The sequence below is a fragment of the Micromonospora sp. NPDC000207 genome (assembly GCF_040300925.1).
Lineage (GTDB): Bacteria > Actinomycetota > Actinomycetes > Mycobacteriales > Micromonosporaceae > Micromonospora.
In genome coordinates, this window is the sequence record NZ_JBEPEQ010000092.1 from 1 (window position 1) to 25,110 (window position 25,110).

23 protein-coding genes are annotated in these 25,110 nt (G+C 73.3%); 11 read left to right on the plus strand and 12 right to left on the minus strand.

Translation table 11 applies throughout. The annotated features are described in order from the left end of the window. The 3 genes from ABT336_RS20785 to ABT336_RS20795 all read right to left on the minus strand — a co-directional run. Positions 1 to 733: flavin-containing monooxygenase (locus ABT336_RS20785; protein ID WP_350898282.1), on the minus strand; the 733-nt coding region annotated here is incomplete at its 3' end. Positions 734 to 781: 48 nt separating this feature from the next. Next, complete coding sequence (locus ABT336_RS20790; protein ID WP_350898283.1) at positions 782 to 1,426, minus strand: TetR/AcrR family transcriptional regulator; 645 nt, start codon at positions 1,424 to 1,426, stop codon at positions 782 to 784. Then, positions 1,423 to 3,120 carry an FAD-dependent oxidoreductase gene (locus ABT336_RS20795; protein ID WP_350898284.1) on the minus strand — a complete coding sequence of 566 codons (1,698 nt, stop codon included), beginning with the start codon at positions 3,118 to 3,120 and terminating at the stop codon, positions 1,423 to 1,425. The genes ABT336_RS20790 and ABT336_RS20795 overlap by 4 nt, the downstream gene beginning before the upstream one ends. A 78-nt stretch (positions 3,121 to 3,198) precedes the next feature. On the opposite strand from ABT336_RS20795, the gene ABT336_RS20800 reads away from it, so the two are divergent. The 5 genes from ABT336_RS20800 to ABT336_RS20820 are packed head-to-tail and all read left to right on the plus strand — an operon-like array spanning position 3,199 to position 9,367. Next, a complete protein-coding gene (locus tag ABT336_RS20800; protein WP_350898285.1) occupies positions 3,199 to 3,726 on the plus strand; it encodes an alpha/beta fold hydrolase in 528 nt (175 codons plus the stop codon). Next, positions 3,675 to 4,772 (plus strand): acyl-CoA dehydrogenase family protein, encoded by a 1,098-nt coding sequence (locus ABT336_RS20805; RefSeq protein ID WP_350898304.1) that lies wholly within the window; start codon positions 3,675 to 3,677, stop codon positions 4,770 to 4,772. Before ABT336_RS20800 ends, ABT336_RS20805 begins: the two co-directional genes overlap by 52 nt. After that, positions 4,762 to 5,982, plus strand: coding sequence for an acetyl-CoA C-acetyltransferase (locus ABT336_RS20810; RefSeq protein ID WP_350898286.1), 1,221 nt, complete (start codon positions 4,762 to 4,764; stop codon positions 5,980 to 5,982). The genes ABT336_RS20805 and ABT336_RS20810 overlap by 11 nt, the downstream gene beginning before the upstream one ends. Before the next feature lie 17 nt (positions 5,983 to 5,999). After that, the gene (locus ABT336_RS20815; RefSeq protein WP_350898287.1) at positions 6,000 to 8,183 is read left to right on the plus strand and encodes a 3-hydroxyacyl-CoA dehydrogenase NAD-binding domain-containing protein; all 2,184 of its coding nucleotides are present in this window, start codon (positions 6,000 to 6,002) and stop codon (positions 8,181 to 8,183) included. Continuing rightward, complete coding sequence (locus tag ABT336_RS20820; RefSeq protein WP_350898288.1) at positions 8,180 to 9,367, plus strand: CaiB/BaiF CoA transferase family protein; 1,188 nt, start codon at positions 8,180 to 8,182, stop codon at positions 9,365 to 9,367. The genes ABT336_RS20815 and ABT336_RS20820 overlap by 4 nt, the downstream gene beginning before the upstream one ends. A gap of 28 nt (positions 9,368 to 9,395) precedes the next feature. Here the strand turns inward: ABT336_RS20820 and ABT336_RS20825 are convergent, their stop codons facing one another. Further along, a complete protein-coding gene (locus ABT336_RS20825) occupies positions 9,396 to 12,014 on the minus strand; it encodes a CHAT domain-containing protein (protein ID WP_350898289.1) in 2,619 nt (872 codons plus the stop codon). A 260-nt stretch (positions 12,015 to 12,274) separates the two neighbouring features. Between ABT336_RS20825 and ABT336_RS20830 the strand changes: the two genes are divergently transcribed. The 3 genes from ABT336_RS20830 to ABT336_RS20840 are packed head-to-tail and all read left to right on the plus strand — an operon-like array spanning position 12,275 to position 14,653. Then, a complete protein-coding gene (locus ABT336_RS20830) occupies positions 12,275 to 13,543 on the plus strand; it encodes a S8 family peptidase (protein WP_350898290.1) in 1,269 nt (422 codons plus the stop codon). Further along, positions 13,540 to 14,214: an RNA polymerase sigma factor gene (locus ABT336_RS20835; protein ID WP_350898291.1), complete on the plus strand. Its 675-nt coding sequence runs from the start codon at positions 13,540 to 13,542 to the stop codon at positions 14,212 to 14,214. Before ABT336_RS20830 ends, ABT336_RS20835 begins: the two co-directional genes overlap by 4 nt. Then, positions 14,189 to 14,653 carry a hypothetical protein gene (locus ABT336_RS20840; protein WP_350898292.1) on the plus strand — a complete coding sequence of 155 codons (465 nt, stop codon included), beginning with the start codon at positions 14,189 to 14,191 and terminating at the stop codon, positions 14,651 to 14,653. Before ABT336_RS20835 ends, ABT336_RS20840 begins: the two co-directional genes overlap by 26 nt. 80 nt (positions 14,654 to 14,733) lie before the next feature. Here ABT336_RS20840 and ABT336_RS20845 read toward each other — a convergent pair whose 3' ends face one another. The 5 genes from ABT336_RS20845 to ABT336_RS20865 all read right to left on the minus strand — a co-directional run bounded on the left by ABT336_RS20845 (position 14,734) and on the right by ABT336_RS20865 (position 19,513). Next, positions 14,734 to 15,765 (minus strand): hypothetical protein, encoded by a 1,032-nt coding sequence (locus ABT336_RS20845; RefSeq protein WP_350898293.1) that lies wholly within the window; start codon positions 15,763 to 15,765, stop codon positions 14,734 to 14,736. A 236-nt stretch (positions 15,766 to 16,001) separates the two neighbouring features. After that, the gene (locus ABT336_RS20850) at positions 16,002 to 16,988 is read right to left on the minus strand and encodes a LacI family DNA-binding transcriptional regulator (protein ID WP_350898294.1); all 987 of its coding nucleotides are present in this window, start codon (positions 16,986 to 16,988) and stop codon (positions 16,002 to 16,004) included. A gap of 186 nt (positions 16,989 to 17,174) precedes the next feature. Then, positions 17,175 to 18,092, minus strand: coding sequence for an ion transporter (locus ABT336_RS20855; protein WP_350898295.1), 918 nt, complete (start codon positions 18,090 to 18,092; stop codon positions 17,175 to 17,177). Positions 18,093 to 18,203: 111 nt separating this feature from the next. Continuing rightward, complete coding sequence (locus ABT336_RS20860) at positions 18,204 to 19,181, minus strand: pyridoxal-phosphate dependent enzyme (RefSeq protein ID WP_350898296.1); 978 nt, start codon at positions 19,179 to 19,181, stop codon at positions 18,204 to 18,206. Then, positions 19,178 to 19,513 (minus strand): putative quinol monooxygenase, encoded by a 336-nt coding sequence (locus ABT336_RS20865; protein ID WP_350898297.1) that lies wholly within the window; start codon positions 19,511 to 19,513, stop codon positions 19,178 to 19,180. Before ABT336_RS20865 ends, ABT336_RS20860 begins: the two co-directional genes overlap by 4 nt. Before the next feature lie 175 nt (positions 19,514 to 19,688). Between ABT336_RS20865 and ABT336_RS20870 the strand changes: the two genes are divergently transcribed. From ABT336_RS20870 to ABT336_RS20880, 3 genes are all read left to right on the plus strand, one after another. Next, positions 19,689 to 20,615, plus strand: a complete 927-nt coding sequence (locus ABT336_RS20870; RefSeq protein WP_350898298.1) for an oxidoreductase — start codon at positions 19,689 to 19,691, stop codon at positions 20,613 to 20,615. A gap of 184 nt (positions 20,616 to 20,799) precedes the next feature. Beyond that, complete coding sequence (locus ABT336_RS20875) at positions 20,800 to 21,390, plus strand: SigE family RNA polymerase sigma factor (RefSeq protein ID WP_350898299.1); 591 nt, start codon at positions 20,800 to 20,802, stop codon at positions 21,388 to 21,390. Further along, a complete protein-coding gene (locus tag ABT336_RS20880; RefSeq protein ID WP_350898300.1) occupies positions 21,387 to 22,169 on the plus strand; it encodes a DivIVA domain-containing protein in 783 nt (260 codons plus the stop codon). The genes ABT336_RS20875 and ABT336_RS20880 overlap by 4 nt, the downstream gene beginning before the upstream one ends. 28 nt (positions 22,170 to 22,197) lie before the next feature. Here the strand turns inward: ABT336_RS20880 and ABT336_RS20885 are convergent, their stop codons facing one another. The 3 genes from ABT336_RS20885 to ABT336_RS20895 form a co-directional block, all read right to left on the minus strand. Beyond that, a complete protein-coding gene (locus ABT336_RS20885; RefSeq protein WP_502891222.1) occupies positions 22,198 to 23,184 on the minus strand; it encodes a LacI family DNA-binding transcriptional regulator in 987 nt (328 codons plus the stop codon). Positions 23,185 to 23,282: 98 nt separating this feature from the next. After that, positions 23,283 to 24,122: a carbohydrate ABC transporter permease gene (locus ABT336_RS20890; protein WP_350898302.1), complete on the minus strand. Its 840-nt coding sequence runs from the start codon at positions 24,120 to 24,122 to the stop codon at positions 23,283 to 23,285. Next, positions 24,119 to 24,967 (minus strand): carbohydrate ABC transporter permease, encoded by an 849-nt coding sequence (locus ABT336_RS20895; RefSeq protein WP_350898303.1) that lies wholly within the window; start codon positions 24,965 to 24,967, stop codon positions 24,119 to 24,121. The genes ABT336_RS20890 and ABT336_RS20895 overlap by 4 nt, the downstream gene beginning before the upstream one ends. Between the last annotated feature and the right edge of the window lie 143 nt (positions 24,968 to 25,110).

The following is a 25,110-nucleotide window of genomic DNA, read 5'->3' on the forward strand; positions in this document are numbered from 1 at the left end:
CGGCGACCAGGGTCATCGCCCACACCCCGGCTCGGGGCAGCCGCATCAGGGCCGGCCACCGGCGGTGGACGGCCTGCCGCAGCGGGCCGTACCGGCGGTCGGGGCGGGGCAGGGTCCAGGGGGCGCTGCGCTGGAAGACGGTGACCTGCGCGGCTCGGTCGGCGACGGCCGGAACGAACTGGATCGCACTGGCCCCGGTGCCGACGACGGCGACCCGGGTGTCGTCCAGGTCGACTGTCGGGTCCCACCGGGCGGTGTGCAGGGCGGTCCCGCCGAACCGGTCCGCCCCGGGCAGGGTCGGCACCAGCGGCCGGGACAGCTGCCCCACCGCCGGGACGAGGACGTCGGCGGTGATCTCCTCCCCGGCGGTGGTCCGGATCCGCCACCGGGTCGCGTCGGGGTCCCAGGTGGCGTCGGCGACCTCCACGCCGAGTCGGACCCGGGGTGTCACCCCCAGGTCGTCGGCGCACCGGCGCAGGTAGCCGAGGATCTCCGCGTGCGGCGGGAAGCGCCGCGACCAGTGCGGGTTCAGGGCGAAGGAGTACGAGTACAGCGGCGCGGGGATGTCGCAGGAGCATCCCGGGTAGGTGTTGTCCCGCCACACCCCGCCGACGTCGTCGGCCCGTTCGAGCAGGAGGAGGTCGTCGAAGCCGGCCCGGAGCAGGGCGGCGGCGACGGCGATCCCACCGAACCCGGAGCCGATGATCACGATCCGGGGTCGACGACCAGTCATGCGGTGACGCTAGCAACCTGTTGGCATCCCGCCAACAGTCCACTCGGGTCAGTCTCCGGCCGACACCGCCTCGGTGGCCTCGACCACGGCGGGGAAGACCTGCTCCACGATGGTCACCAGGGTGGTGGTCAGCAGCAGGTGCACCTGGTCGCGGTCGAGAGCGTCGCGCTGGAGCCACTCCCGGGCGGCGGCGGTGGCGAGCGCCCCGTACGCCCGGATCATGCCGCGCAGCTCCTCGCGGTGGGCGGTGACGTCGGCCAGCCCGACCGCGACGAGCACGCTGTCGGCCGCCACCTCCTCGGCCTCCCGCAGCACCCGGGCCACGTCCTGGTCGTGGCTCATCCCGCCGACGGTCACCGCCGCCAGCCAGGACGTCCGGTGCCGGGAGACGGTGTCGAGGAACCAGACGACGCTGGCCTCCACCCGGGTACGCCGGTCCCCCACCGGCAACTGTGCGACGGCCACCTCGGGCACCGTGACCATCACCCGGATGACCTCCAGGTAGAGGTTCTTCTTGGTGCCGAAGTAGTGGTTGATCAACCCCCGGGCGACGCCGGCCTCCCGGGCCACGTCGGTGGTCGACACGTCCACGTACGGGCGCTCACCGAAGAGTCGTACCGCGCAGGCGAGGATCTGCCCACGCCGGGCGTCCGGCTCCAGTCGTCGTCGACGGGCCTGTGTGTCCACACTCATCCGGTCGACCCTATCGGCCTGGTCGCAGCGGCTGCCGGGGCGTCGGCCGGAACTGCCGGAGACCGGGGCGCGACCGGGTCGACCGGACGGTACCCCTGCCCCAGGCCCGGCCGGGGATCGGGGTCACCGGCCTGCGGCCACATCGACATCGCCCGCTCGGCCAGGGCGGTGATGGTCAACGACGGGTTGACCCCCAGGTTCGCCGCGACCGCCGAGCCGTCGACGACGTGCAGCCCGGGATGGCCGTACAGGCGGTGGTAGGGGTCGATCACCCCGGCGGTGGGGTCCGGGCCGATCGGGCACCCGCCGATGAAGTGCCCGGTGACCGGCCGCCCCACCAACTCGGTGACCGCCCCCGTCGGCACGCCGTCGATCCGCTCGGCGAGGCGACGGGCGACGTCGTGGGCCGCCGGAACCCAGACCGGGTTGGGTTCCCCGATCCCCTGGCGGCTCGTCAACCGGCGGCGACCGAACCATCCCCGTACGGTGTGCAGGGTGATCGAGTTGTCCAGGGGCTGCATCGCCAGGAGCACGATGCTCTGCTCCGACCAGCGGCCCGGCCAGGCCAGCAGCCGCAGGTCACGCCAGTTGCGGGCGAGTTCCCGCAGCCCGGCGACCCACCGGGGTCGACCGCCGGGGTCGTCGACGAGGACGGTGGCCAACAACCCGAGCAGGTTGCTGCCCCGGCCGTACCGGACCGGCTCGACGTGGGTCACCGGATCGGGGTGGATCGACGAGGTGATCGCCACGCCGTGGCTGAAGTCGACGTCGCGGCGGCGGGTCCGGGCCCCGAGGATCGACTCGGAGTTGGTCCGGCTCAGCTCGCCCAGTCGGGGCGAGACCTCCGGGAGGACCCCCCGGTCACGGAGCCGGTGCAGCAGCCGCTGGGTGCCCAGCGCCCCGGCCGCGAAGATCACCTGACCGGCGGTGAACCGGCGTCGTCGGGGGCGCAGCCGTCCCCCGGTCCGGCGGGTGTCGACGGCGTACCCGCCGGTGGGCAGGGGGCGGACGGCGGTGACGGTGGTCATCGGGTGGACCACCGCCCCGGCCGCCTCGGCCAGGTACAGGTAGTTCTTCACGAGCGTGTTCTTCGCGCCCTGTCGGCACCCGGTCAGGCACGCCCCGCAGAGGGTGCAGGTCCGCCGGGTCGGCCCGGCCCCGCCGAAGTAGGGGTCCGCGACCGACTCCCCCGGCGTGTCCCCGAAGAGCACCCCGACAGGGGTACGCCGGTACGTGTGCCCCACCCCGAGGTCGTCGGCGACGGCCCGCAGGGCCCGGTCGGCGGTGGTGGTGACCGGGTTGACGGTCACCCCGAGCATCCGTTTCGCCTGGTCGTACCAGGGGGCGAGTTCGGCCGCCCAGTCGGTGACCGAGGCCCACTGCGGGTCGGTGAAGAACGCCGACGGCGGCTCGTAGAGGGTGTTGGCGTAGCCGAGGGAGCCCCCGCCGACCCCGGCTCCGGAGAGCACCATCGCGTGGCGGAGCAGGCTGATCCGCAGCAGTCCGTAGCAGCCGAGGGCGGGGGCGTAGAGGTAGCGGCGCAGCCGCCACGAGGTCTGCGGGAACTCCTCGTCGGTGAAGCGTCGCCCCGCCTCCAGGACACCGACCCGGTAACCCTTCTCGGTCAACCGGAGGGCGCTGACACTGCCGCCGAACCCGGAACCGATGATCACGACGTCGTAGTCGTCCGCCATGGCGTACGGTGACACCTCTGTTGTCGGCCTGTCAACAGCCGCTGTCCCCGACCGGGTGGCCCGTGCCAGGCTGACCGGGTGGACCCCACCGACCCGACAAGGCTCGCCCACCACCGGTGCGGCGACGGCCCGCCCCTGGTGCTGATCCACGGCCTCGGCAGCCACTGGCAGGTGTGGCGGCCGGTGGTGGCCGACCTGGCCCGACACCGCGACGTCATCGCCCTGGACCTGCCCGGATTCGGCGCGACACCGCCCTGGCCACCCCACCCGGGTCCACACCCGACCCCCGGTTCGGTGCCCCACCTCGCCGACCGGGTGGCCGTCTTCCTCGACTCCCTCGGCCTGGGCCGGGTCGAGGTGGCCGGGAACTCCCTCGGCGGGGGGATCGCCCTGGAGCTGGCCCGACGGGGACGCCCCGCAGGTCTGCGCCCGACTGATGATCGAGAGTTGTTGACAGCTCGCCAACAGCAGGTGAGGGTGTATCCATGCCGACGCCTGGACTCGCCGACTACACCCCGCCCTGGCACGAGCCCGAGCACACCGACCTCGCCGACCTGGCCCGCTCCTTCTTCACCCGGGAGGTCCTGCCGCACACCGCACGGCTGACCGCCCAGGGGCACCCCGACCGGGAGCACTACCGACGCGCCGGCGAACTGGGCCTGCTCGGCCTCTCGGTCCCCGAGGCGTACGGCGGCGGAGGCGGCGGGTTCACCCACGAGGCGGTCCTCCTCCACGAACAGGCCCACTGCGGAGAGAGCACCCTCGGACTGGCCGTCCACAGTGGCATCGTCACCGGCTACCTCGTCGCGCACGGCAGCGAGGAGCAGAAGCAGCGGTGGCTGCCCGGCCTGTGCCGGGGGGACCTCGTCGGGGCGATAGCGATGACCGAGCCCGACGGCGGCTCCGACCTCCAGGCGATGCGGACCCGGGCGGTCCGCGACGGAGACCACTACCGGGTCACCGGGGCGAAGACGTTCATCAGCAACGGCGGACTGGCCGACCTGCTCCTGCTCGCCGTCAAGACCGACCCCGACCAGGGAGCGGCCGGCATCTCCCTGCTGGTCTGCGAGGTCGGCGGCGACCCGGACGGGTTCCGCCGGGGACGACTCCTGTCCAAGATCGGCCTGCACGGCAACGACACCGCCGAGCTGTTCTTCGACGACCTGCGGGTGCCGGCGGGCAACCTGCTCGGCGACGCCGAGGGGCTCGGCTTCGTCCAGATGATGCAGCAGCTCCCGCAGGAACGCCTGGTCATCGGCGTCGGGGCGGTCGCCGTGATGCAACGGGCCGTCGAGATGACCACCGCGTACGCCAAGGAGCGCACCGCCTTCGGCAGGCCGCTGATCAGGCACCAGAACACCCGGATGGTGCTCGCCGAGTGCGCCACCCGGACCCGGGTGGCCCGGATCTTCCTCGACGACTGCGTCGCCCGGCACACCCGGGGCGAGTTGGACGTGGCGACGGCGGCGATGGCGAAGTCGTGGCTGACCGAGGGGCAGTGCGAGGTGACGGACAGGTGCCTGCAACTGTTCGGCGGATACGGTTTCACCACCGAGTACCCGATCTCCGGCATGTACGTCGACGCCCGCGCGCAGAAGATCTACGGCGGCACCAACGAGATCATGAAGGAGTTGATCGCCCGTGCCCTCTGACGGCCAGGCGTACGTCTACGACGCGGTCCGAACCCCCCGTGGTCGGGGCCGCGACACCGGGGCGCTGCACGGCGTCAAACCAATCAGCCTGGTGGTCGGCCTGATCGACGCGCTCCGCGAACGACACCCCGGGCTCGACCCGCAGCGCCTGGAGGACCTGCTGCTGGGCATCGTCACCCCGATCGGCGAGCAGGGCGGCGACCTGGCCCGGGCGGCGGCGTTGTTGGCCGGGCTCCCCGACCACACCGGTGGGGTGCAGCTCAACCGGTTCTGCGCCTCCGGGTTGGAGGCGGTCAACCTGGCCGCCGCCCGGATCCGCTCCGGCTGGGAACACCTGCTGCTGGCCGGCGGGGTGGAGTCGATGTCCCGGGTGCCGATGGGCGCCGACGGCGGCGCCTGGGTCAGCGACCCGGAGACCGCCCTGGCCACCTCCTTCGTTCCGCAGGGAATCAGCGCCGACCTGATCGCCACCGTCGAGGGCTTCACCCGCGACGACGTGGACTCCTACGCGTTGCGCTCGCAGGGCCGGGCGGCCACGGCGCTGCGCGACGGCCACTTCACCCGCTCCGTGGTCCCCGTCCGCGACCGGTCCGGACTGGAGATCCTCGCCGTCGACGAGCATCCCCGGCCGCAGACCACCAGGGCGGGCCTGGCCGCGCTCAAGCCGGCGTTCGCCACGATCGGCGAGGCGGGCGGCTTCGACGCCGTGGCGTTGCAACGCTTCCACTGGCTGGAGGCGATCGACCACGTCCACCACGCCGGGAACTCCTCCGGGATCGTCGACGGGGCCGCCCTGGTCCTGATCGGCTCCGACACCGTCGGCGCGGAGCTGGGGCTCACCCCCCGCGCCCGGATCGTCGCCACGGCGGTCAGCGGCGCCGACCCCACCCTGATGTTGACCGGGCCGACCCCGGCCACCCGCAAGGCCCTCGCGGTGGCCGGGCTGACCACCACCGACATCGACCTGTTCGAGATCAACGAGGCGTTCGCCGCGGTGGTCCTCAAGTACGTCCGCGACCTCGACCTCGATCCCGACACGGTGAACGTCAACGGCGGCGCGATCGCGTTGGGGCACCCCCTCGGCGCCACCGGGGCGATGCTGCTCGGCACCGCCCTCGACGAACTCGAACGCCGCGACCTGCGCCGGGCCGTGGTGACCCTGTGCATCGGCGGCGGCATGGGCGTCGCCACCGTGATCGAGCGCTGCTGAGGGCGGAAGGAAACCCGATGACCGACACCATCAGGTACGACAGCGACGCCGACGGCGTCGTCACCCTCACCTTCGACGCCCCCGGCCAGTCGGCGAACACCATGGACCGGGCGTACGCCGCCGCCATGACAGCCGCCGTGGACCGCCTCGAAGCCGACCGCGACGACCTGACCGGGGTCGTCCTGACCAGCGCCAAGAAGACCTTCGTCGCCGGTGGTGATCTCGACGAGCTGGGCCGGGCCACCCCGGCCGACGCCCCCGCCCTGGCCGAACTGCTCACCACCGTCAAACGGGACCTGCGCCGGTTGGAGACCCTGGGCCGACCGGTCGTGGCGGCGATCAACGGGACCGCCCTCGGTGGCGGTCTGGAGATCGCCCTGGCCTGCCACCACCGGATCGCCCTGGACGCCCCCGACTCCCGGCTGGGGCTCCCGGAGGTGAACCTCGGGGTGCTCCCCGGGGCGGGCGGGATCACCCGGACGGTCCGGATGCTCGGCCTGGCCCCGGCCCTGACCACCGTCCTGCTCACCGGACGCCGGATGCGACCGGCCGACGCCCTGGCCGCCGGGCTGGTCGACGAGGTCGTCGCCACCGAGGAGGAGCTGCTGGCCCGAGCCCGGGCCAGGATCGCGGCGAACCCCGACCCGGCCCAGCCGTGGGACCGCCCCGGATACCGGATGCCCGGCGGAACCCCGGCCGGCAGAGAGCTGGCCGCCCAGCTGCCCGCCTTCCCGGCGACCCTGCGCCGACGGCTCAAGGGAGCCCGACTGCCCGCCCCCGAGGCGATCCTGGCCACCGCCGTCGAGGGCGCCCAGGTCGACCTGGAGACCGCACTGACAGTGGAGACCCGACACCTGGTCCGGCTCCTCACCGGGCAGGTCGCCAAGAACATGATCGGGGCGTTCCACGTCGACCTGCGGGCCGTCGAGGGCGGGGCGGCCCGACCCGACGCAGCCGACGTCGCCCCGGTACGCAGGGTCGCCGTACTCGGTGCCGGGATGATGGGCGCGGGCATCGCGTACGCCTGCGCCCGCGCCGGTCTGGACGTGGTGGTCCGCGACGTCTCCGAGGAGGCCGCCGCGAAGGCCCGTGACCACGCCGAACGGCTCCTGACCCGGGCGGTGGGCAGGGGTCGGGTCACCGAGGCCGACGCCACGGCGGTGCTGGCCCGGATCACCACCACCGCCGGGCTGGACGCCCTCGCCGGGGCGGACGCGGTGATCGAGGCGGTCTTCGAGGACCCGGCCCTCAAGCAACGGGTCCTGACCGAGGTCGCCCCGGTGGTGGCCGCCGACGCCCTGCTCGCCTCGAACACCTCCACCCTGCCGATCAGCGGACTGGCCGAGGGGGTGCCCCGCCCCGCCGACTTCCTCGGGATGCACTTCTTCTCCCCCGTGGACCGGATGCCGCTGCTGGAGATCGTCGTCGGCCGGGCCACCTGTGACGCCGCCGTGGCCCGCGCCTTCGACCTGGGACGACGGATCGGCAAGACCCCGATCGTGGTCGACGACGGTCGGGGCTTCTTCACCAGCCGGGTGGTCGGCACCTTCATCGACGAGGCGTTGGGCATGGTCGTCGAGGGAGTACCGGCGGCCTCCGTCGAGCAGGCCGCGGTGCAGGCCGGCTACCCCACCGGGCCGCTCGCCCTCGCCGACGAGGTCGGCCTGACCCTGATCCAACGGATCCGCCGCCAGTTCGCCGCCGCCCGGGAAGGATTCGTCGTCCTCCCGGCCCACCGGCTCGTCGACGACCTCGTGGACACCCACGACCGGCCCGGCCGGTCCGCCGGTCGGGGCTGCTACGACTACCCCGACGGCCGCCGGGGTCGGCTCTTCACCGGACTGACCGCCCGGGCCACCGACGCCGGTCGGGGGGTGCCGTTCGTCGACCTCCAGGAGCGGCTGCTGTTCGCCCAGGCCCTCGACGCGTTGCGCTGCCTCGACGAGGGGGTGCTGCGGACCGAGGCCGACGGCGACGTCGGCTCCCTCCTGGGCATCGGTTTCCCGCCGTGGACCGGTGGCGTCCTGCGCTACGTCCGCCAGTACCCGGGGGGTCCGGCCGGGTTCGCCGCCCGCGCCACCACCCTCGCCGCGCGGTACGGCGACCGGTTCGCACCCCCCGCCGACCTGGTCGACCGGCCGGCGGCCGGGCGGTCGGCCGCCGTACCCGGCCGTCCCGACCAGCCGGTGGGCGGGGCATGAGCCACACCGACCGCCCCGGTGGGCGGGGCGGTCCGCTGGCCGGGGTACGGGTGGTGGAGCTGACCGGCCTCGCCCCGGCCCCGTTCGGCTGCATGATCCTGGCCGACCTCGGGGCCGACGTGGTCCGCGTCGACAGGCCCGGACCCCCGGCGGCCGGTCGACTGGCCGCGCCGACGAGTGGACCCCTGCACCGGGGACGACGGGTCACCGCCCTGGACCTGAAGTCCCCCGACGGGGTCGCCGACCTGCTGCGCCTGGTCGAACGGGCCGACGTGCTGGTGGAGGCGTACCGGCCGGGGGTGGCCGAACGGCTCGGTTTCGGCCCCGACGTCTGCCGGTCCCGCAACCCCCGCCTGGTGTACGCCCGGATGACCGGCTGGGGTCAGGACGGCCCGCTCGCCCGACGCGCCGGACACGACATCGACTACATCGCGGTGGCCGGTGCCCTGGCCCCCCTCGGTCGGGCGGGGCAGCCCCCACACGCCCCGCTGAACCTCCTCGGCGACTTCGCCGGAGGCGGGATGCTCCTGGCCACCGGTGTCCTCGCCGCCCTGCTGGAACGGGAGCGCTCCGGGGTCGGCCAGGTCGTCGATGCCGCGATGGTCGACGGGGCGGCCCTGCTCACCGCCTTCCTGCACGGGCTGGTCGGCAGCGGGCTCTGGTCCGCCCCGCGCGGCCACAACCTGCTCGACGGCGGCGCACCCTTCTACGACACGTACCGCACCGCCGACGACAGGTTCGTGGCGGTGGGTGCCCTGGAACCGACGTTCTACGCCGCGCTGCTGACCGGGCTCGGCCTGGCCGACGACCCCGACCTGCCCGCCCAGTACGACCCGTCCGGCTGGCCCGACCTGCGCCGACTGTTCACCGAACGGTTCGCCCGACGGACCCGCGACGAGTGGACGGCGGTCTTCGCCGACCTCGACGCCTGCGTCGCCCCGGTGCTCGACCCCACCGAGGTGCACAGGCACCCGCACGCCGCCGCCCGGGGCACATTCGTCGAGGTCGGCGACGACGTCCAGCCTGCCCCGGCACCCCGCTTCGACAGGACCCCGACGTCGGTGCCGACCCCGGCCCCCGACCCGGTGCGGGACCGGGTGGACGTCGCCGCCCTCCTGGCCGACTGGCCAACGTCGGCTGATGCTCCGACCGATCCGGGCCGGGGGCGGTCCGTTCCGGGCTGAGTTCTGACGGCCCGACGACCGACCGGCGTCAGCCCGCGCCGAAGCAGACGAAGGCGGCGGCGGTGGCGTGGACCGCCCCCGCCGGACCGGCCCCCGACCCGGCGAACGCCGCCTGCGCCTGCGCCAGGGCGAGCGCCGGGGATGCCCCGGCACACATCCGCCGGTGCAGGTCCACCATCAGGGTGGTGGTGAGGTCCGCCGGCACCGGCAGGACAGTGGCCACCAGGCTGCGGGTGCCCAGCGCCAGCAGGACCGCCGAGAAGCCCATCACCTCGTCACCGGGACGGACCCCGGCCAGCCCGGAGTCACAGGCGGACAGGACGACACAGCCCGGCGGGGAGGTCAACCGCTCCAACTCGTAGGCGGTGAGCGGACCGTCCGCCAACTCCAGGGTGGAGAAGAGCGGATTGTCCGCCCGGAACCGCCCGTGGGCCGCCACGTGCGCCAGCCTGCTGCCGTTGAGCGCGCCGGTCACCGCGTCGGCCCGGGCACCGGCCCCGGTCAACGACACCGAGCCGGGCAGCACCGCGGCGAGCTGACCGACCTCCGTCTCGGCGGCAGACAACCGGGGACCGGCGACCAGCACCGCCGGTCCGGCGGGCGCCGACCGACCGGCAGCCCGCAGCCAGGCCGTCGCCGAGGGCGCCACCGTCACCGACCGACCCGCGCAGGTCGCCAACCCCGACCACGGTACGGAGTGCAGCGCCCCCACCGGGACGATCACCAGTGGCCGGTCGGCGAGCCGGGCGCGGACCGGACCGAAGACCAGCCGGTCGAGGTCGTCGGCGGCGCGGTCCACCCCGGCGCGGGCGTCGCTGTGATCGGCTGTGGTGACGAGTCGACGCAGCCCGAACCGGTGCAGCCGGACCAGCCGTTCCACCTGGTCGAGGCGGCCCAGGTCGAACAACTCGGCCCGGCCGTCCCGGACCAGCACCGCCCGCAGTCGGGGGCCGTGGGTGACAAGTTCCAGCAGGACGGTGTCGCCGAGGGCGGCGGCCAGGTCCCGGACGGTCGGCGTGGCCAGCAGCTCACCGTCGCCGGCCACCCCCCGGCTGAGTTCCCGGATCCGCTGCTCCAGCCGCGCCTGGTGACGGCGCAGCACCTGCACCGGATGGCCGGTGAGCAGGGCGTCCTCCAGGGCGGCGCTGACCATCCGCAGCTCGGCCAGGGCGGCGGCCAGCCCGGGGTCCTGCGGCGGGGACACCGGGCGCATCCGCAGGGCGTTGGCCCGCCACCGTTCCGCCCAACGGAGCACCGCGGCGGGGGCCGCGCGTCCGACGGCGATGTCCAACCCCTCGGCGGCCAGTTCGTGCCCGTACGCGCCGCTGTGGGTGCGCAGTTCGGTAGCGCCGAGGGACGCGCGGTGTCCGTCCAGGACGGCCAGCCCCCGGCGCAACGCGCGGGCCGCCCCCGACTCGTCACCGGCGAGCCGACGGCGCAGCGCCAGGGCGTACCACCCCTGGGCCCGGCGGGGTGCGGTGCCGACGCGGCGGGCCGACGCGGCCACCTCCAACAGCTGCGCCGCCCGTCCGGGACGGCCCAGGGCGACGGCGAGCCGAGCCGCCTCGATCCGGGTGGTCGACGCCGGTGACCGCCACCCCGTCGCGTCGAGCTGGTCGGCGGTACGGATCAGCGCGGCCAGCAGGACCGGGGTACGCCGACCCTGGGCGTACGCCGCGCGCAGCTCGACGTGCCGGGCGAAGGTCGCCCAGCTCCGTCGGCCCTGCCTGTGGAAACGGGTACGCGCCGACGCGGCGGCGTCTGCGGCGGTGGCCGGGTCCCCGGCGAGCAGCGCCGCCCTGGCCTGCGCCAACAACGCCTCGGCCAGGTCGGAGGCGAGGCCGAGGCGGCGCAGCTCGGCCACTGCGGTGGCGGCCACCCCGACCGCCTCGTCGAGCAGCGGCACCGACAGCAGCAGTTCGAACCGGTCCAGCAGCAGCGCGGGCCGGGGCACCGCGAGCCGGCGGTACTCGGCGTCGACCGAGGCGAAACAGCGCAGGGCGCCGGCGACGTCCCCCCGCTGTCCGGCGGCGATGCCGCTGTTCCACCGGGCGTCGGCGGCGGCCAGGTCGAGCCCGAGTCCACCGAAGGCGGCGGCGGCCCGGAGCAGGTCGCCGTCGGTGCTGCGGCCCGGCTGCCGGTGGGCGTTGAGCAGCCCCCGATTGTTGCGGGCCCGGGCCTCCAACAGCAGGTCGCCCTCGCGCTGGGCGATCTCCACGGCGACGTCGTAGTCCCGGACCGCCTCGTCGAATCGACCCCGGTAGTGCAGCACCACCCCGCGCTGCATCCGGGCCCGCCCGGCGTCGGCACCGGTCAGCAGCGGCAGCGCGAGAGTCACCTCCCGCAGGGCGGCGGTGGTACGCCCCGCGTTCGCCAGGACGTACCCGAGGCTCATCCGGGCCAACGCGCGCAGGCGCGGGTCGTCGGCGTACCGGACCGCCCGACGCAGGTGACGCAGCGCCCCCGGTAGGTCGTTGAGTTCGCGCAGCGCCAACCCGATGGCCCGCTCGGCGGTCGACCGGCGGCCGGGTTCGGTGGAGGCGGCGAGGACCGCCCGCGCCGCGGCGATCGCCTCGCGGGGTGCACGTTGGACGGCCTCGACGGCGGCCTGCGCCGGGTCGACATCGGCCGGTTCGGCGTCGGCCATGCCTTGGAGAATCCCCGAACCCGCACCGTCGGGTCAATCCCGACACCGCCCCGAACTCGACATCCACTCCTGCCGATCGATGATTGACCGAGGGTTGCACAAGGGGATACTCTCCGTGCGCGGAGCGCCTTCCTCGCCGCCGACTCCGGCCGGAGTTCGCCCGCTGCCGTGCCGCGTTCCGTCGACCGCCTGGAGGGCCGGTGTCGCCTGATCGACCCGACACGCCTCGTCAGCCCGGCCGGTGTTCCCGGCGGTCGCTCGTGGGATGGTCGGCCCTCACCGCCGCCACAATCCCCCTGGGCCTCACCGGAGCCACCCCGGCCCTCGCCGGTGGACCACCCGGGCGTGAGGGAGTCACCGAGTCGACGCAGGAGAGCTACCAGCGGGCGTTCCAGGAGACGGTGGCGAACGACAAGGCCGTCCGGCGGCACATCGTCCCCGGCCGGGAGTTCCTCTACCGGCCCCGGCAACTGCTCGTCGCCCCGCAGGACCTGGGCCGGGTGACGGCCCGACTCCGGGCCCTCGGACACCAGGTCACCGAGGGACGCGGGTTCGCCGGGGTGGGCCGGCTGGTCTTCGCGCAGGAGACCGACGTGCCCTCGGTGGTCGCCCGGCTCCGGGACCCGAGGCAGTGGCCCGAACAGCCGGTGCCGAAGGTGCAGCCGCACCACGTCCTCGTCGGGTTCGGCAACATCATGGGCAACCCGGGTGCGCCACCCCGGGTGGCCCCCGCCCTGCCCGCGCCGGACCCGGCCCGCCTCGGCGAGGGCGCCGGCGTGACCGTCGGCGTCTGCGACACCGGGATCTGGGGCCAGGCCGCCGTCGCCCATCCACAGTGGCTCGGCGGCAGCTACCTGCCCGAGACCGACGACGTCGACCCGCTCTACGCCGGCAGCGGCCACCTCGCCCTGCAGGGTGGTCACGGGACCTTCGTCGCCGGGGTGATCAGGCAGGCCGCCCCCGGGGTGGGCCTCGACCCCGAGGCGGCCCTCGACCCGAACGGCCTCGGCGACGAGGAGAGCCTGACCGCCGCCATCGGTCGCCTCTCCCCGCAGGTGACCGTCGTCAACCTCTCCCTCGGCTACTTCACCCAGGACGACCAGCCACCCCTGCCGATGGTCAACGTCCTCGCGGGGCTCCGCCCCGGGGTGGCAGTGGTCGCGGCGGCGGGCAACGGGGGCACCGCCCGACCCTCCTGGCCGGCCGCGTCGCCCCGGGTCCTCGCCGTGGCGGCGGTGGCCCCCGGCCCGACACCCGCCGACTACAGCGGCTTCGGCAGCTGGGTGGACGCCTGCACGGCCGGGGACCGGACCAGCACCTACGTCGACGGGGAGCTGTGGCTGCCAGGTGAACCGGCGCTGGTCTTCCGGCGCTTCGCGTCCTGGGCGGGCACCTCCTTCGCCACCGCCCACGTCGCCGGTCGGCTCGCCGCCCTGATGACCGCCGCCGGGTTGGACGCCGAGGCGGCCCGCGCCGCACTGCTCGCCGCGCCCCGGTGGCACCCCGACTACGGTGTCCTGATCGGATGACGCGCCCCGACGACGCCCCGGAGGACACCGGGCCACCACGGGACACCCCGGGACTGGTCGCCGCCGCTGCCGACGGCGACGAGCACGCCTGGGCTCACCTGGTGCACCGGTACACGCCACTGGTGTCGGCGGTCGTCCGGGCGTACGGGCTGGACCGGGCGGACGCCGCCGACGTCAACCAGACCGTCTGGCTGCGCCTCGTGGAGCACCTCGCCCGACTCAAGGAGTCCGCCGCCCTCCCGGCGTGGCTGGTGACCACCACCCGCCGGGAGTGCCACCGACTGGTCCGGCTCAGCCGCCGGACCCAGCCGTTCGACCCGTACGACGACCCGGGCGGCGGGATCGTCGGGGCGGTGGCCCTGGTCGAACCGGCCTCACCCGACGAGGATCTACTGCGGGCCGAGCGGCGGCAGGCGCTACGCGACGCGTTCGCCCAACTCCCGCCCCGGTGCCAGGAGCTGCTCGCCCTGCTCACCGCCGACCCGCCACCCAGCTACCGGGACGTCAGCGAACGCCTGGGCATGCCGGTCGGCAGCATCGGCCCCACCCAGGCCCGGTGCCTGGCGAAGCTGCGCCGGTGTCCGGCGCTCGCACAGTATCTCCGGTCCGCTGCGGACCGGACCGAGGGGACCGGAGGTGAACGCGATGGAGCAGTGGCCGCCCGTCGGTGACGACGCGCTGCTGGCCGAGCTGGGTGCCGCACTGCTGGACTCGGGGCCGGTCCCGGAGGAGTTCCTCGACGCGGCGCTGGCGGCGTTCGGGTGGCGGACCACCGAGCCGGACTGGTCGATCGCCGAGTTGACCTTCGACTCCGCGCTCGACCTGGCCTCGGCCGGGCTGTTGCGCTCCGGCGGCACCGACCGGACGCTGACCTTCCGCAGTGGTCCGGTGGTCATCGAGATCGAGGTGACCTCCACCGGCGTGGTCGGTCAGCTCTCCCCGCCGGGAGGTGGACGGGTCAGCGCCCGCACCACCACAGGCCGCTGCGCCGACGTGCCGATGGACGCGATGGGCTACTTCTCGATGGGGGTCCTACCGTCCGGGCCGGTGCAGTTCCGGGCCCGCACGTCCGGACACGCTGTCGCCACCACCTGGGTCAGTCTGCGCTGAGCGCCGACGGACTGTCGGCGTACCCGCGGTGACGGAGGTCGCGGGATCCCGACCGCGACCTCCGTCTCCCCCCGGAAGGATCAGCCGGCCCGCTGACCCACCGTGATGTCGTACCGCACCCCGCCCAGGTCGGCCCGCTCGGCACCGGTGCTGTCCGGCCCGATCTGGGTCACCCGCAGGGCGATCTTCTCCTGGGTGGCTGTCGCCGCCGTGAAGGTCAGCCCCAGGGTGATTCGCTCGTTCGGGTTCAGTTGCAGGTTGTCCAGACTGGCCCGCGCCGGTTCGACGATCTCGACCTGGGTCCGACCGACCTCCCGGATCCCGGTACCGGCCCGACCAGCCTTGACCCAGCGCTCGAAGAGCTGCGGCCCGAGGTCGACCACCAGTCGTCCACCGGCCGCCCGCAGCGGCGCACCAACCTCCGAGAAGACCAGGCTGTTGCGGGTCGCCCGGCTCAGGGTGTTACCGATGGCGAACGGCCGGACCTGCCCGGTCGCCCCGGGGGCCAGGGCCACCGAGTCGACGTTGCGCCAGACGACGTTGTTGTTGTTGCGGGTGTTCGGGGTGATGTCCGGCCCCTCGAACGTCATCGGGTCGTTCGCCGACACCCACCGGGCCAGGAGGCAGAAGTGGCCGGGGCCCGGCACGTTGTCCCACGGGATGGTGACGGTGGTGACCCCGGCGTAGACGGGTACGGCCATCCAGCCGATCTCCGTCCAGGCGCCGGGCCAGGCCGCACCGCCGCCCGGGGTGGTCCGGTAGACGTGGATGCTGCCCTCTTCCATCACCCCGGAGCCGTACGGGCCCGGGTTACGCAGCTTCAGGAAGATGTAGTTGCGCTGCCCGACGATCGGGTTCTGGCTGGTCGGGCACTCGACGGCGGTGTGGCAGACCTTGATGTCGGGGCTCTCCCAGAGCGGGGAGAGGCTGTGCGGCTGGATGCCCGTGTCCGCCGGGGTGTCCATCAGGTACACGTCGGCGGGGGCGCTCGCGGTGCGCTGGGGCGGGGGCACCGCACCGGCCGAGGTCACCGACAGCAGCGTGGCCAACGCCGCGCCGGTGAGCAGCACGAACAGGGACCGGCGGACCGGTTGTCGCAGGGTACTTGGCACATTTCCTCCCGAGGACGGCAACGGCCGCGACCTCCGTGGTGGTGGACGGCGCGGGTCGACACCCTTACAGAGCGGAATCGACGGCCGGAGATACCCGTCCGGCCGTCCGGGGTTGTCAGATGGTGGAAGTTGGCGGGAAACCCGCCGGAAAGGGGCATACCACCGCCCCCGGCTTCGACGGTACGGCCCGAGAGGCGACGGTCAGACCGGGATCCGTCAGGCCCGGGGGGTTACGGTCAGGCCGGTGGGGCGGCCACGCTGTCCCGGACGATCAACGTCGGTGCGATCGTGTGCCGCAGCGCCCGGTCGGCTCCGGACTCGATCTGCTCCAGCAGCAGCGACAGGCTCGCCGTCCCCACCGCGCCGAAGTCCGGCCGGACGGTGGTCAACGGCGGAATGAAGTACCCCGCCTCCGGCACGTCGTCGAAGCCGACCACGCTCACGTCGGCCGGCACCCGCCGCCCGTGTTCGTGCAACGCCCGTACCACCCCGAGGGCGAGATGGTCGTTGGCGGCGAAGACCGCCGTCACCGCCGGCATCCGGGCCAGCATCTGCCCGCACCGGTAGCCGGAGGCCGCCGACCAGTCCGCCTGCAACACCGGAGGCACCTCCGCCCCCGCCGCCAGCAACGCCGACCGCCACCCCTCGATCCGACCGGCACTGTCGAACCAGTCCGCCGGGCCGGAGATGTGCCAGACGGTCCGGTGCCCCGCGTCGAGCAGGTGCCGGGTGGCCTGCCGCGCCCCCTCCACCTGGTCGACGGTGACCAGCGGCAACAACCGGCGGGGATCGCCGTCCACGGTGACCAGCGGGACGTCCGTCGGCAGGCACTCCAGCGCCTCGCCGGCCGACTCGACGGGTGCGATCACCACGATCCCGGCGACCCGGTGGGCGAGGTGTCGCTCCACGGCCTCGGCGATGGAGCGCCGGTCGAGACTACGGACGTTTCCGACGCTCACCGCGAACCCGGCCTCGGCCGCGGCGATCTCGAACGCCGACAGCAGTGACGCCGGACCGTAGAGAATGGTGTTCAGGGCGACCACCCCCATCACCTGGGATCGGCCGGTCACCAGGGCACGAGCCGCCCGGTTGGGGCGGTAGCGCAGCTCGGCGATGGCGGCCTGCACCCGCAGGCGGGTCTGCTCCCGGACGTTGGGGTGCCCGTTGAGCACCCGGGACACCGTCTGGTGCGACACGCCCGCCAGGCGCGCCACGTCCCTCATCGCAGGCCCCCGCGCGGTCATCTCTGCCCCTGCCTCTCCGTCGGCGCCACGATCCGCCGGGACACCGCCGTCCACCCCGGCACGACGTCGTGGTGCGCGGTACCGGTCGCGGGAACCCCGACGCCGCTAGATCAACGAAAGTCTACGCCGCAGCAGGGTTCCGGGCACCGTGGCGTCCCGGCGGATTCACCTGTCACCGGCGGGGACCCTCGACCCGGAGACCTGTCGGGCCCGCTCCGGTGGATCCGGTTCCCGTGCCGGAAGCTGCCGCTCCAACTCGTCGACGATCTGGTGCAACCGGGCCAGCTGCTCACGGATCGACGGTTCGGCGGGGCCCTCCGGGTCGACGGCCGGCCGGGCGACCCGCGCGGCGGCGGTCTCCTCCTGGTGCGCCTCCTGCAACGCCGTGAGGACCAGACCGACGAGCAGGTTGGTGAGCAGGTAACAGGCGGCCACCATGTACGAGACGTAGTAGAGCACCGCCCAGTCGGTGACCTCCCGGCCGGCCTCCAGGGTGTCGGTGATGCCGTCCAGCGACAGCAGCAGGAACAGGGTCAGCATCGCCTGCCCGACGGTGCCGTACCGGTCGGGGTAGGCGACCCCGAACAGCATCCAGCCGAGGATGGCGTAGCCGTACAGCAGGAGGACCGTGACGAGCAGGAAACTGCCCAGGCCGGGGAGGCTGCGCCGGATCCCGACCAGGATCACCTGCAGGCTGGGGAAGAGCCGGAACGCCCGGACGATGCGCGACAGCCGCAACAGCCGCAGCACCGTCACGTTCTCCCGGACCCCGGGCAGCAGCGGGGCCACCACGATCACCAGATCGAAGACGTTCCAGCGGTCCCGGAAGAACCCGCCCGGGGCGCGCAGGTGCGCCCCGAACCGGACGAGCAGCTCCACGACGAACAGGGCCAGGCAGGCGTACTCCACGGTGCGCAGGGCCGGCCCGGCCACCGCCGTCAGCTGACGGTAGGTCTCCAGTCCGAGGGCGACCGCGTTGACCACGACCACCACGAAACTGGTGATGTTGAACCAGGGCGCGGCCACCCACTCCGCGCACCTGTCAGCCAACCGGTGCGGCGGGGTCCGCACCGTGTTCGTCATCGTCCTCATCGGCCGCCTCTCAACCGGACGGCAGCCTAAGGCACCTCCCCGACCGCCCCGCAGGCAGACCGACCACAGAGGACCCTCCCAGGCCGGGAAGGTTGGAAGTGCTCAGTCGGAGGCGACCAGGTCGGCGAAGCGCCGGGTGTCGACGTTGCCGCCGGAGAGGATCACCCCGACCCGCGACGGCGTGCCCGACAGCCGTCCGGCCAGCACCGCGGCGAGGCCGGTGGCGCCACTCGGTTCGAGGACGATCTTCATCCGCTCGAAGGCGAACCGCATCGCCGCGCGGATCTCCTCGTCGGTGACCAGGACGATCTCGTCCACCAGCCGCCGGTTCACCGAGAAGGTCAGCTCCCCCGGGATGTCGGCGGCCTGCCCGTCGGCGATGGTGCGCGGCACCGGAACGGAGACCCGCCGACCGGCGGCCAACGACCGCCGGGTGTCGTCCCCGGCCTCGGGTTCCACCCCGACCACCCGGACACCGGCGTGCAGTCCCTTCGCGGCCACCGCGCTCCCGGCGATCAGCCCCCCGCCCCCGACCGGTGCCACGAGCACGTCGACCGCCCCCACCTGGTCGAACAACTCCAGCGCGACGGTGCCCTGGCCGGCGATGACATGCGGATGCTCGTACGGCGGGATGAGCGCCAACCCCCGCTCGGCGGCCATCGCCGCACCGATGGCGACCCGGTCACCCGTGTACCTGTCGTAGGTGAGCACCTCGGCGCCGTACTCCCGGACGGCGGCGACCTTTGACGTCGGGGTGTCCTCCGGCATCAGGATCACCGCCCTGCTGCCCGACTCCCGCGCGGCCAGGGCCACGGCCTGGGCGTGGTTGCCGGAGGAGTAGGCCCCGATCCCGGCGGCGAGCTGCGCCGGGGTGAGCTGGGAGACCGCGTTGTACGCGCCCCGGAACTTGAACGCGCCGACCCGTTGGAAGTTCTCCGCCTTGCACAGGACCCGGGCACCGACCCGACTGTCGAGCGTCCGGGAGGTGAGCACCGGGGTCCGGTGGGCCACCCCGGCGAGCCGGGCCGCCGCGGCACCGATGTCGGCCAGGCTGACCGGGAGCGGCTCCCCCGCCGTCACAGTCCCCCCTCGGGGACGGCCATCTCGCCCAGCTCCGACCAGCCCTCCTGCGGGACCGTGACGTTGACGATCCGGGGGGTCTCGACCAGGTGCGGGGGCAGGTCCCGCTGCGCCGCCCGGAAGTGGGCCGACTGCACGTGGGCCGCGCCGGCCTCGTCGTCGCGGAACGCCTCCACCAGGACGTACTCGGTCGGGTCGTCGAGGCTGCGGGACCAGTCGAACCACAGGCACCCGGGCTCGGCCCGGGTCGCCCGGGTGAAATCGTCCGCGATCTGCGGCCACCGGTCGGCGTACTCGGGCCGGACACGGAACTTCGCGGTAATGAAGATCATGCAGGTCAGGCTACCCATTGGCGGCCCCCCGGGGGAGGACGAAACCGTTCCCCGCCGCACCCCGTACGGTCACCCAGTGTGTCAGTCGGTTGACAGGGTTGCCCCGCCGCGTCAGCCTGTCATCCTCGTCGGTGCCCGGTCGCCCGACGGCAGAGGCATCCAGGAGAGGAATCCGATGACGCGCTGGACCGTCGAGGACGTGCCCGACCAGAGCGGCCGGACCGCGATCGTCACCGGTTCCAACACCGGGATCGGCTTCGAGACCGCCCGGATGTTGGCGGGGCGGGGTGCCCGGGTGACGCTCGCCTGCCGCGACACCGACAAGGCCGCCGCCGCGCTCCAGCGGATCCGGGCCGAGCACCACGCCGCCGACCTGACCGTCGCCCGGCTCGACCTCACCGACCTCGACTCGGTGGCGGCGTTCGCCGCCGCGTACCGCGCCGACCACGACCGGCTGGACCTGCTCGTCAACAACGCCGGGGTGATGATGCCCCCGTTGCAGCGGACCCGGCAGGGCTTCGAGCTCCAGTTCGGCACCAACCACCTGGGACACTTCGCGCTCACCGGTCATCTCCTCCCGCTGGTGTCGACCACCCCGGCGGCCCGGGTCGTGACGGTGGCCAGCGTCGCCCACCGCAACGGCCGGATCGACTTCGACGACCTCAACTGGGAGCGCCGCCGCTACCGGCGGTGGGCCGCGTACGGACAGAGCAAGCTGGCCAACCTCCTGTTCACCCTGGAGTTGCAGCGCCGACTGTCTGCGGTGGGGTCGACGGCGCGGGCCACCTCCTGTCACCCGGGTCTGGCCGCCACCGAACTGACCCGGCACTCCAACGTCGTCGCCGTCCTGGCGGGCCGGTTCGTCGGGATGTCGCCGCCCGACGGAGCGTTGCCCACGATGCGCGCCGCCACCGACCCGCAGGCCGAGGGGGGCAGCTACTGGGGTCCGGCGGGGCGGTTCGAGACCTCCGGTCCGCCGGTGCCGGTCGGGCGCACCGACGCGGCACAGGACACCGCGACGGCCCAGCGGCTGTGGGCGGAGAGCGAACGGCTCACCGGGGTCACCGCCACCGTGGCCCCCGCCCGTCACGACCAGCCCTGACGCGGTGGCGTCGAGTCCACCGGAGACAGTCGACCACCCAGCCGGTGACGGCCACCGCACACCGCGAGATCGGACCGCATGGTCACGATCACACCGGACGTCTTGATATTGGTACGCCGACGACGATGAGATATGGATAGGTGCGGTCGGCACACGGTCAACTGCTCGTCCTGGGAGGTTCTTAGTGGGGGAATCGAACCGGGCCCTGGCCCGGGTTTTCTCGCCACCCTCGGTCGACCACCGGCCCGCCGTACCGGCCGGGTTCGCCGAGTTCTACCGGGACCGGTACCGGGAACTGATCCGGGTCACCATGTACTTCGGGGCGGGCGAGGCCGACGCGCACGACGCGGTGGCCGCCGCCGCGGCCGAGGTGCTGACCCGATGGGATGAGATCAACAATCCCTACCAGTACGCCCGCACCGCGGCGATCAGCCACTTCGTGAAGAGCCGGGCGAGGGCGTTGCGGTGGCCCGGCGGACCGGCCCTGCGCGACGGGCACCTGTCCGGGCTCGGACACTCGGACACCACAGCCGAGGACCGACAGTTCGTGATCATGCTGCTCGGTCAGCTCCCCCAGACCCAGCGGCAGGTCATGGCGCTGACCATCGACGGGTACGGCACCGGCGAGATCGCCGACTACCTGGGCCAGTCCGGGGCCACCGTGCTCGCGGTCCGGCGGGAGGGCCGACGACGCCTGCGGGACCTGCTGGAGTCGGGTCGTCTGGAGAACCAGCGGGCCCTGCCCGGCCCCACCTCGACAGCGGAGGCGCAATGACCACCGAGGGTGACCCGGGCCGTACGCCGGCCGGTACCGGGGTGCTCGACGACGAGGCGATCGACGTGCTCGTCGACGCCATCACCGACGTCGAGGTCGACGCGCGGCTCCGGCAGACCCTGCACACCGCCGGGTACGCCGACCCTGTCGATGCGCCCCCGCAGGTCGCCTACCGGCCGGGGGCTCACGCCCGCCCCGAGGTCGGGGAGACCATCGGCCCGGACGACGCCACCGTCGCCGAGCTGACCGCCGAACTGGAGCGCCTGCGTCGGGAGAAGGCCGCCGCCGAACGGGCGCTCGGCCTCATCCACGGCAAACGCGACCAGCCCGACCCACCCACCGACAGCGAGCAGCAGGCGCTCCAGATGCTCATGCTGGTGCGCCGGACCGCCGACGAGAACCTGGCCGAGGCCCGCCGGGAGGCCGACCGGCTCGTCACCACCGCCCGCCAGCAGGCCGAGGAGCTCGTCGAGGAGGCCCAGACCCGGGCCGAAACCCTGGACCGGGAGGCCCAGCAGCGGTACCGGGAGGCCGAGGAGCAGTACCAGACCACGATGACCCAGCTGGTGACGGATCGGGACACCGTCCAGGCCCAGGTGGACAAGCTTCGGGGCTTCGAGCGGGAGTACCGGATCCGGCTGGAGGCGTACCTGGAGGGCCAGCTGCGCCATCTGCGGCAGGACGCCGAACCGAACCGCGACCCCGCACCGGCGGAGCAGTTCGCGGCACCCGGCTCCACCGGCCCGGAGAGCCCCACGCCGTACCCCGTCGGTTGGTGACGGCCGGCGGGGCGCCGCCCCCGCCGGCTCAGGCCGGTCGGGGGGCGGCGGCGCTGTCGCGGACGACGAGTTCGGTGGCCAGCTCCACCCGTGGGCTCTCGATCTTCTCCCCCTGGGCCAGGCGGAGGACGGTCCGCGCGGCCAGCATGCCCATCTCCGCCAGGGGTTGACGGACCGTGGTCAGTGGCGGCGAGCACCACCGCACCTCGGGCAGGTCGTCGAAGCCGACCACGCTGACGTCGTCGGGCACCCGCAACCCCCGCTTGCGGACCGCCTCGTAGACGCCCAACGCCATCTGGTCGCTGGAGGCGAAGATGGCGGTCGGCGGATCGGGCAGGGCGAGCAGTTGGGTGCCGGCGGTGTAACCCGCCTCGTGGTAGAAGTTCCCCGGCCGGACCAGGGTGTCGTCGACCGGGACACCGGCGGCGTCGAGCGCGGCCCGGTAGCCGTCCAACCGGGCCCGGCTGCACATCAGCTGCGGCGGCCCGGCGATGAAGCCGATCCGCCGGTGCCCCAGACCGAGCAGGTACTGGTTGGCCCGCAGGCTGCCCGCCCAGTTGGTGGCACCGATGGTGGGGGCCTCCTGCGGGGCCACCCCGGCGGGGTCGACGATGACCACCGGCAGGTTGAGTCGACGCAGCTCGGCCTGCAACGGCGGCTCCACCATCGAGGTCACGAAGATGACCCCCTCGCTGGAACGGGCCCGGATGTTGTCCAGCCACTGCCGGGCGGCGTCGGTCTGGCGGTGGATGGCCGAGACCACGGTCCCGACCCCACCGGCGTGGGCGACGTCCTCCACCCCCCGGATGATCTCCACCGCCCAGGGACTGTCCAGGTCGTTGAAGACCAGGTCGACCAGGGCGGGGCTGGCCCGCCGGCTCGGCGACCGACGGCGGTACCCGTGCCGGTTGAGCAGTTCCTCGACCCGTTCCCGGGTCTGCGCCGCCACATCCGAGCGTCCGTTGACCACCCGGGAGACAGTGGGCACGGAGACACCGGCCAGGCGCGCGATCATCGCGATGGTGACGTTCCGGCTGTTGTCGGAGCCCACGGCCCGTCCTTTCGTTCCCGGCTTGCGCCACGATCGCCGAAGGCTACCGCAGCGAGGACGAATCAACCCTTGACGCTGCCCGCCAGCCCCCCGATGAGCTGGCGTTCGGCAACCGTGTAGAAGGCCAGGGCGGGCACCATCGACAGCACCACGTAGGCGAGCACCCGGGCGGTGTCGTCGGCGTACTGGCCCTGGAACGCCTGCACCCCCAGTGGGAGCGTCCACCAGCTCTGGTCGTAGAACACCACGAGCGGGAGCATGAAGTTGTTCCAACTGGCCACGATGGCCAGAACCGACACCGTGGCCAGGGCGGGTCGCGCCATCGGCAGCAGGATCCGCCAGAAGAAGCCGAACGGACCGCACCCGTCGAGGGTCGCGGCCTCCTCGACCTCGCCGGGAATGGTCCGGAAGAACTGCCGCAGGATGATGATGGTGATCGGCAGTCCGAAGGCCGCCTGGGGCAGGATCACCCCGAGCGGGTTGTCCAGCAGCCCCATCCGGCGCAGCAGGACGAACAGCGGCAGGATCGCCACCGCGAACGGGAACATCAACCCGACCGCGAAGAGGGTCACCAGCAGCTCCCGCCCCCGGAAGGCGTACCGGGCGAAGACGAAGGCGGCCATCGCCGCGGCACCGACCACGATCACCGTACTGCTGACCGCGATGACCAGGCTGTTGCCCAGCTGCCGCCAGAACGTGCCGGAGCCGAGGATGCCCGTGTAGTTCTCCGGAACCCAGGGGTCGGGCAGTCCCAGCGGATTGGTGAACAGCTGCCCGTTGTCCTTGAACCCGCCCATCACCCCGAACCACACCGGCACGACGATGAGCGCGCCCACGGCGATGCAGACCAGGTGCAGGACGAGGTGCGAAGAGCGCCGCCCGACCGGCGTCGTACGCGTCATCGGTTGCCTCCTTGGACGGTGAGCGCGCCCTCTGTGTCCCGGCGCATCACCAGGCGTTGGTAGGCGAGCGCGAAGACCATGCTGATCAGGAACATGATGATGCTGATGGCACTGGCGTAGCCGACCTCGAAGCGGCGGAAACCGTACTGGAACATGGTCACCGCCATGGTCTCCGAGGCGTGGATCGGCCCACCCCCGGTGAGGACCCAGACCATGTCGAACAGCTGGATGGTGCCGATCACCGAGAGGAACGTGGCGATCCGGATCGTCGGCCCGAGCAACGGCAGGGTGATGTGGCGGAACGCCTGCCAGGCCCCGGCTCCGTCGGTGAGCGCGGCCTCGGTCAGCTCCTTCGGGATGCCCTGTCGGGCGGCCAGGAAGAGGATCATGTAGAGGCCGAAGTACTTCCAGGAGACGACGAGGAAGACGCCGTACAGGACCGTGCCCGGGTCGGCGAAGATCGCCCCGGCCTCGGCACCGAACCATCCGGAGATCACCTCACCGAGTCCCCGGTTGGGGGAGAACACCAGGGTGAACAGGACCGCCGTGGTGACCTCGGACAGGACGTACGGGGCGAAGAAGATCACCCGGTACACGGCCCGCCCGCGCAGCGGCTGGTTGAGCAGCATGGCCAGGCCCAGCGCGGCCGGCAGTTGGACGACCAGCGAGAGCACGATCAGGACGAGTGCCCGCCACAGGTCGCCCCGGAAGACCGGGTCGGCGAAGGCACGAGTGTAGTTGTCCAGGCCGATGAAGTCGGTCGGCAGGTTAAGGCCGTTCCACTTGAACAGGCTGGCGTAGCCGGCCACCAGGATCGGGGCGAGGACCAGCAGCAGGAACAGCAACAGGGCCGGGGTGAGGAAGACCGCCAGGGCGGCGCGGCGGCCCGGCCGGTGCCGGGCCGCGGGGGGGGGGGGGGGGGGCCCCCGGGCCGGGGGGGGGGGGTAGGGGGGGGGCCACGCGGGGAAAGACGGAGACAGGGGGGGGT

What these genes read in the sequence shown, in the direction of transcription:
- ABT336_RS20790 (WP_350898283.1), bottom strand. Translation starts at nt 1,426, where the DNA reads ATGAGTGTGGACACACAGGCCCGTCGACGACGACTGGAGCCGGACGCC.
- ABT336_RS20795 (WP_350898284.1), bottom strand. Translation starts at nt 3,120, where the DNA reads ATGGCGGACGACTACGACGTCGTGATCATCGGTTCCGGGTTCGGCGGC.
- ABT336_RS20815 (WP_350898287.1), top strand. Translation starts at nt 6,000, where the DNA reads ATGACCGACACCATCAGGTACGACAGCGACGCCGACGGCGTCGTCACC.
- ABT336_RS20820 (WP_350898288.1), top strand. Translation starts at nt 8,180, where the DNA reads ATGAGCCACACCGACCGCCCCGGTGGGCGGGGCGGTCCGCTGGCCGGG.
- ABT336_RS20825 (WP_350898289.1), bottom strand. Translation starts at nt 12,014, where the DNA reads ATGGCCGACGCCGAACCGGCCGATGTCGACCCGGCGCAGGCCGCCGTC.
- ABT336_RS20835 (WP_350898291.1), top strand. Translation starts at nt 13,540, where the DNA reads ATGACGCGCCCCGACGACGCCCCGGAGGACACCGGGCCACCACGGGAC.
- ABT336_RS20840 (WP_350898292.1), top strand. Translation starts at nt 14,189, where the DNA reads ATGGAGCAGTGGCCGCCCGTCGGTGACGACGCGCTGCTGGCCGAGCTG.
- ABT336_RS20850 (WP_350898294.1), bottom strand. Translation starts at nt 16,988, where the DNA reads ATGAGGGACGTGGCGCGCCTGGCGGGCGTGTCGCACCAGACGGTGTCC.
- ABT336_RS20855 (WP_350898295.1), bottom strand. Translation starts at nt 18,092, where the DNA reads ATGACGAACACGGTGCGGACCCCGCCGCACCGGTTGGCTGACAGGTGC.
- ABT336_RS20865 (WP_350898297.1), bottom strand. Translation starts at nt 19,513, where the DNA reads ATGATCTTCATTACCGCGAAGTTCCGTGTCCGGCCCGAGTACGCCGAC.
- ABT336_RS20870 (WP_350898298.1), top strand. Translation starts at nt 19,689, where the DNA reads ATGACGCGCTGGACCGTCGAGGACGTGCCCGACCAGAGCGGCCGGACC.
- ABT336_RS20880 (WP_350898300.1), top strand. Translation starts at nt 21,387, where the DNA reads ATGACCACCGAGGGTGACCCGGGCCGTACGCCGGCCGGTACCGGGGTG.
- ABT336_RS20885 (WP_502891222.1), bottom strand. Translation starts at nt 23,184, where the DNA reads ATGATCGCGCGCCTGGCCGGTGTCTCCGTGCCCACTGTCTCCCGGGTG.
- ABT336_RS20890 (WP_350898302.1), bottom strand. Translation starts at nt 24,122, where the DNA reads ATGACGCGTACGACGCCGGTCGGGCGGCGCTCTTCGCACCTCGTCCTG.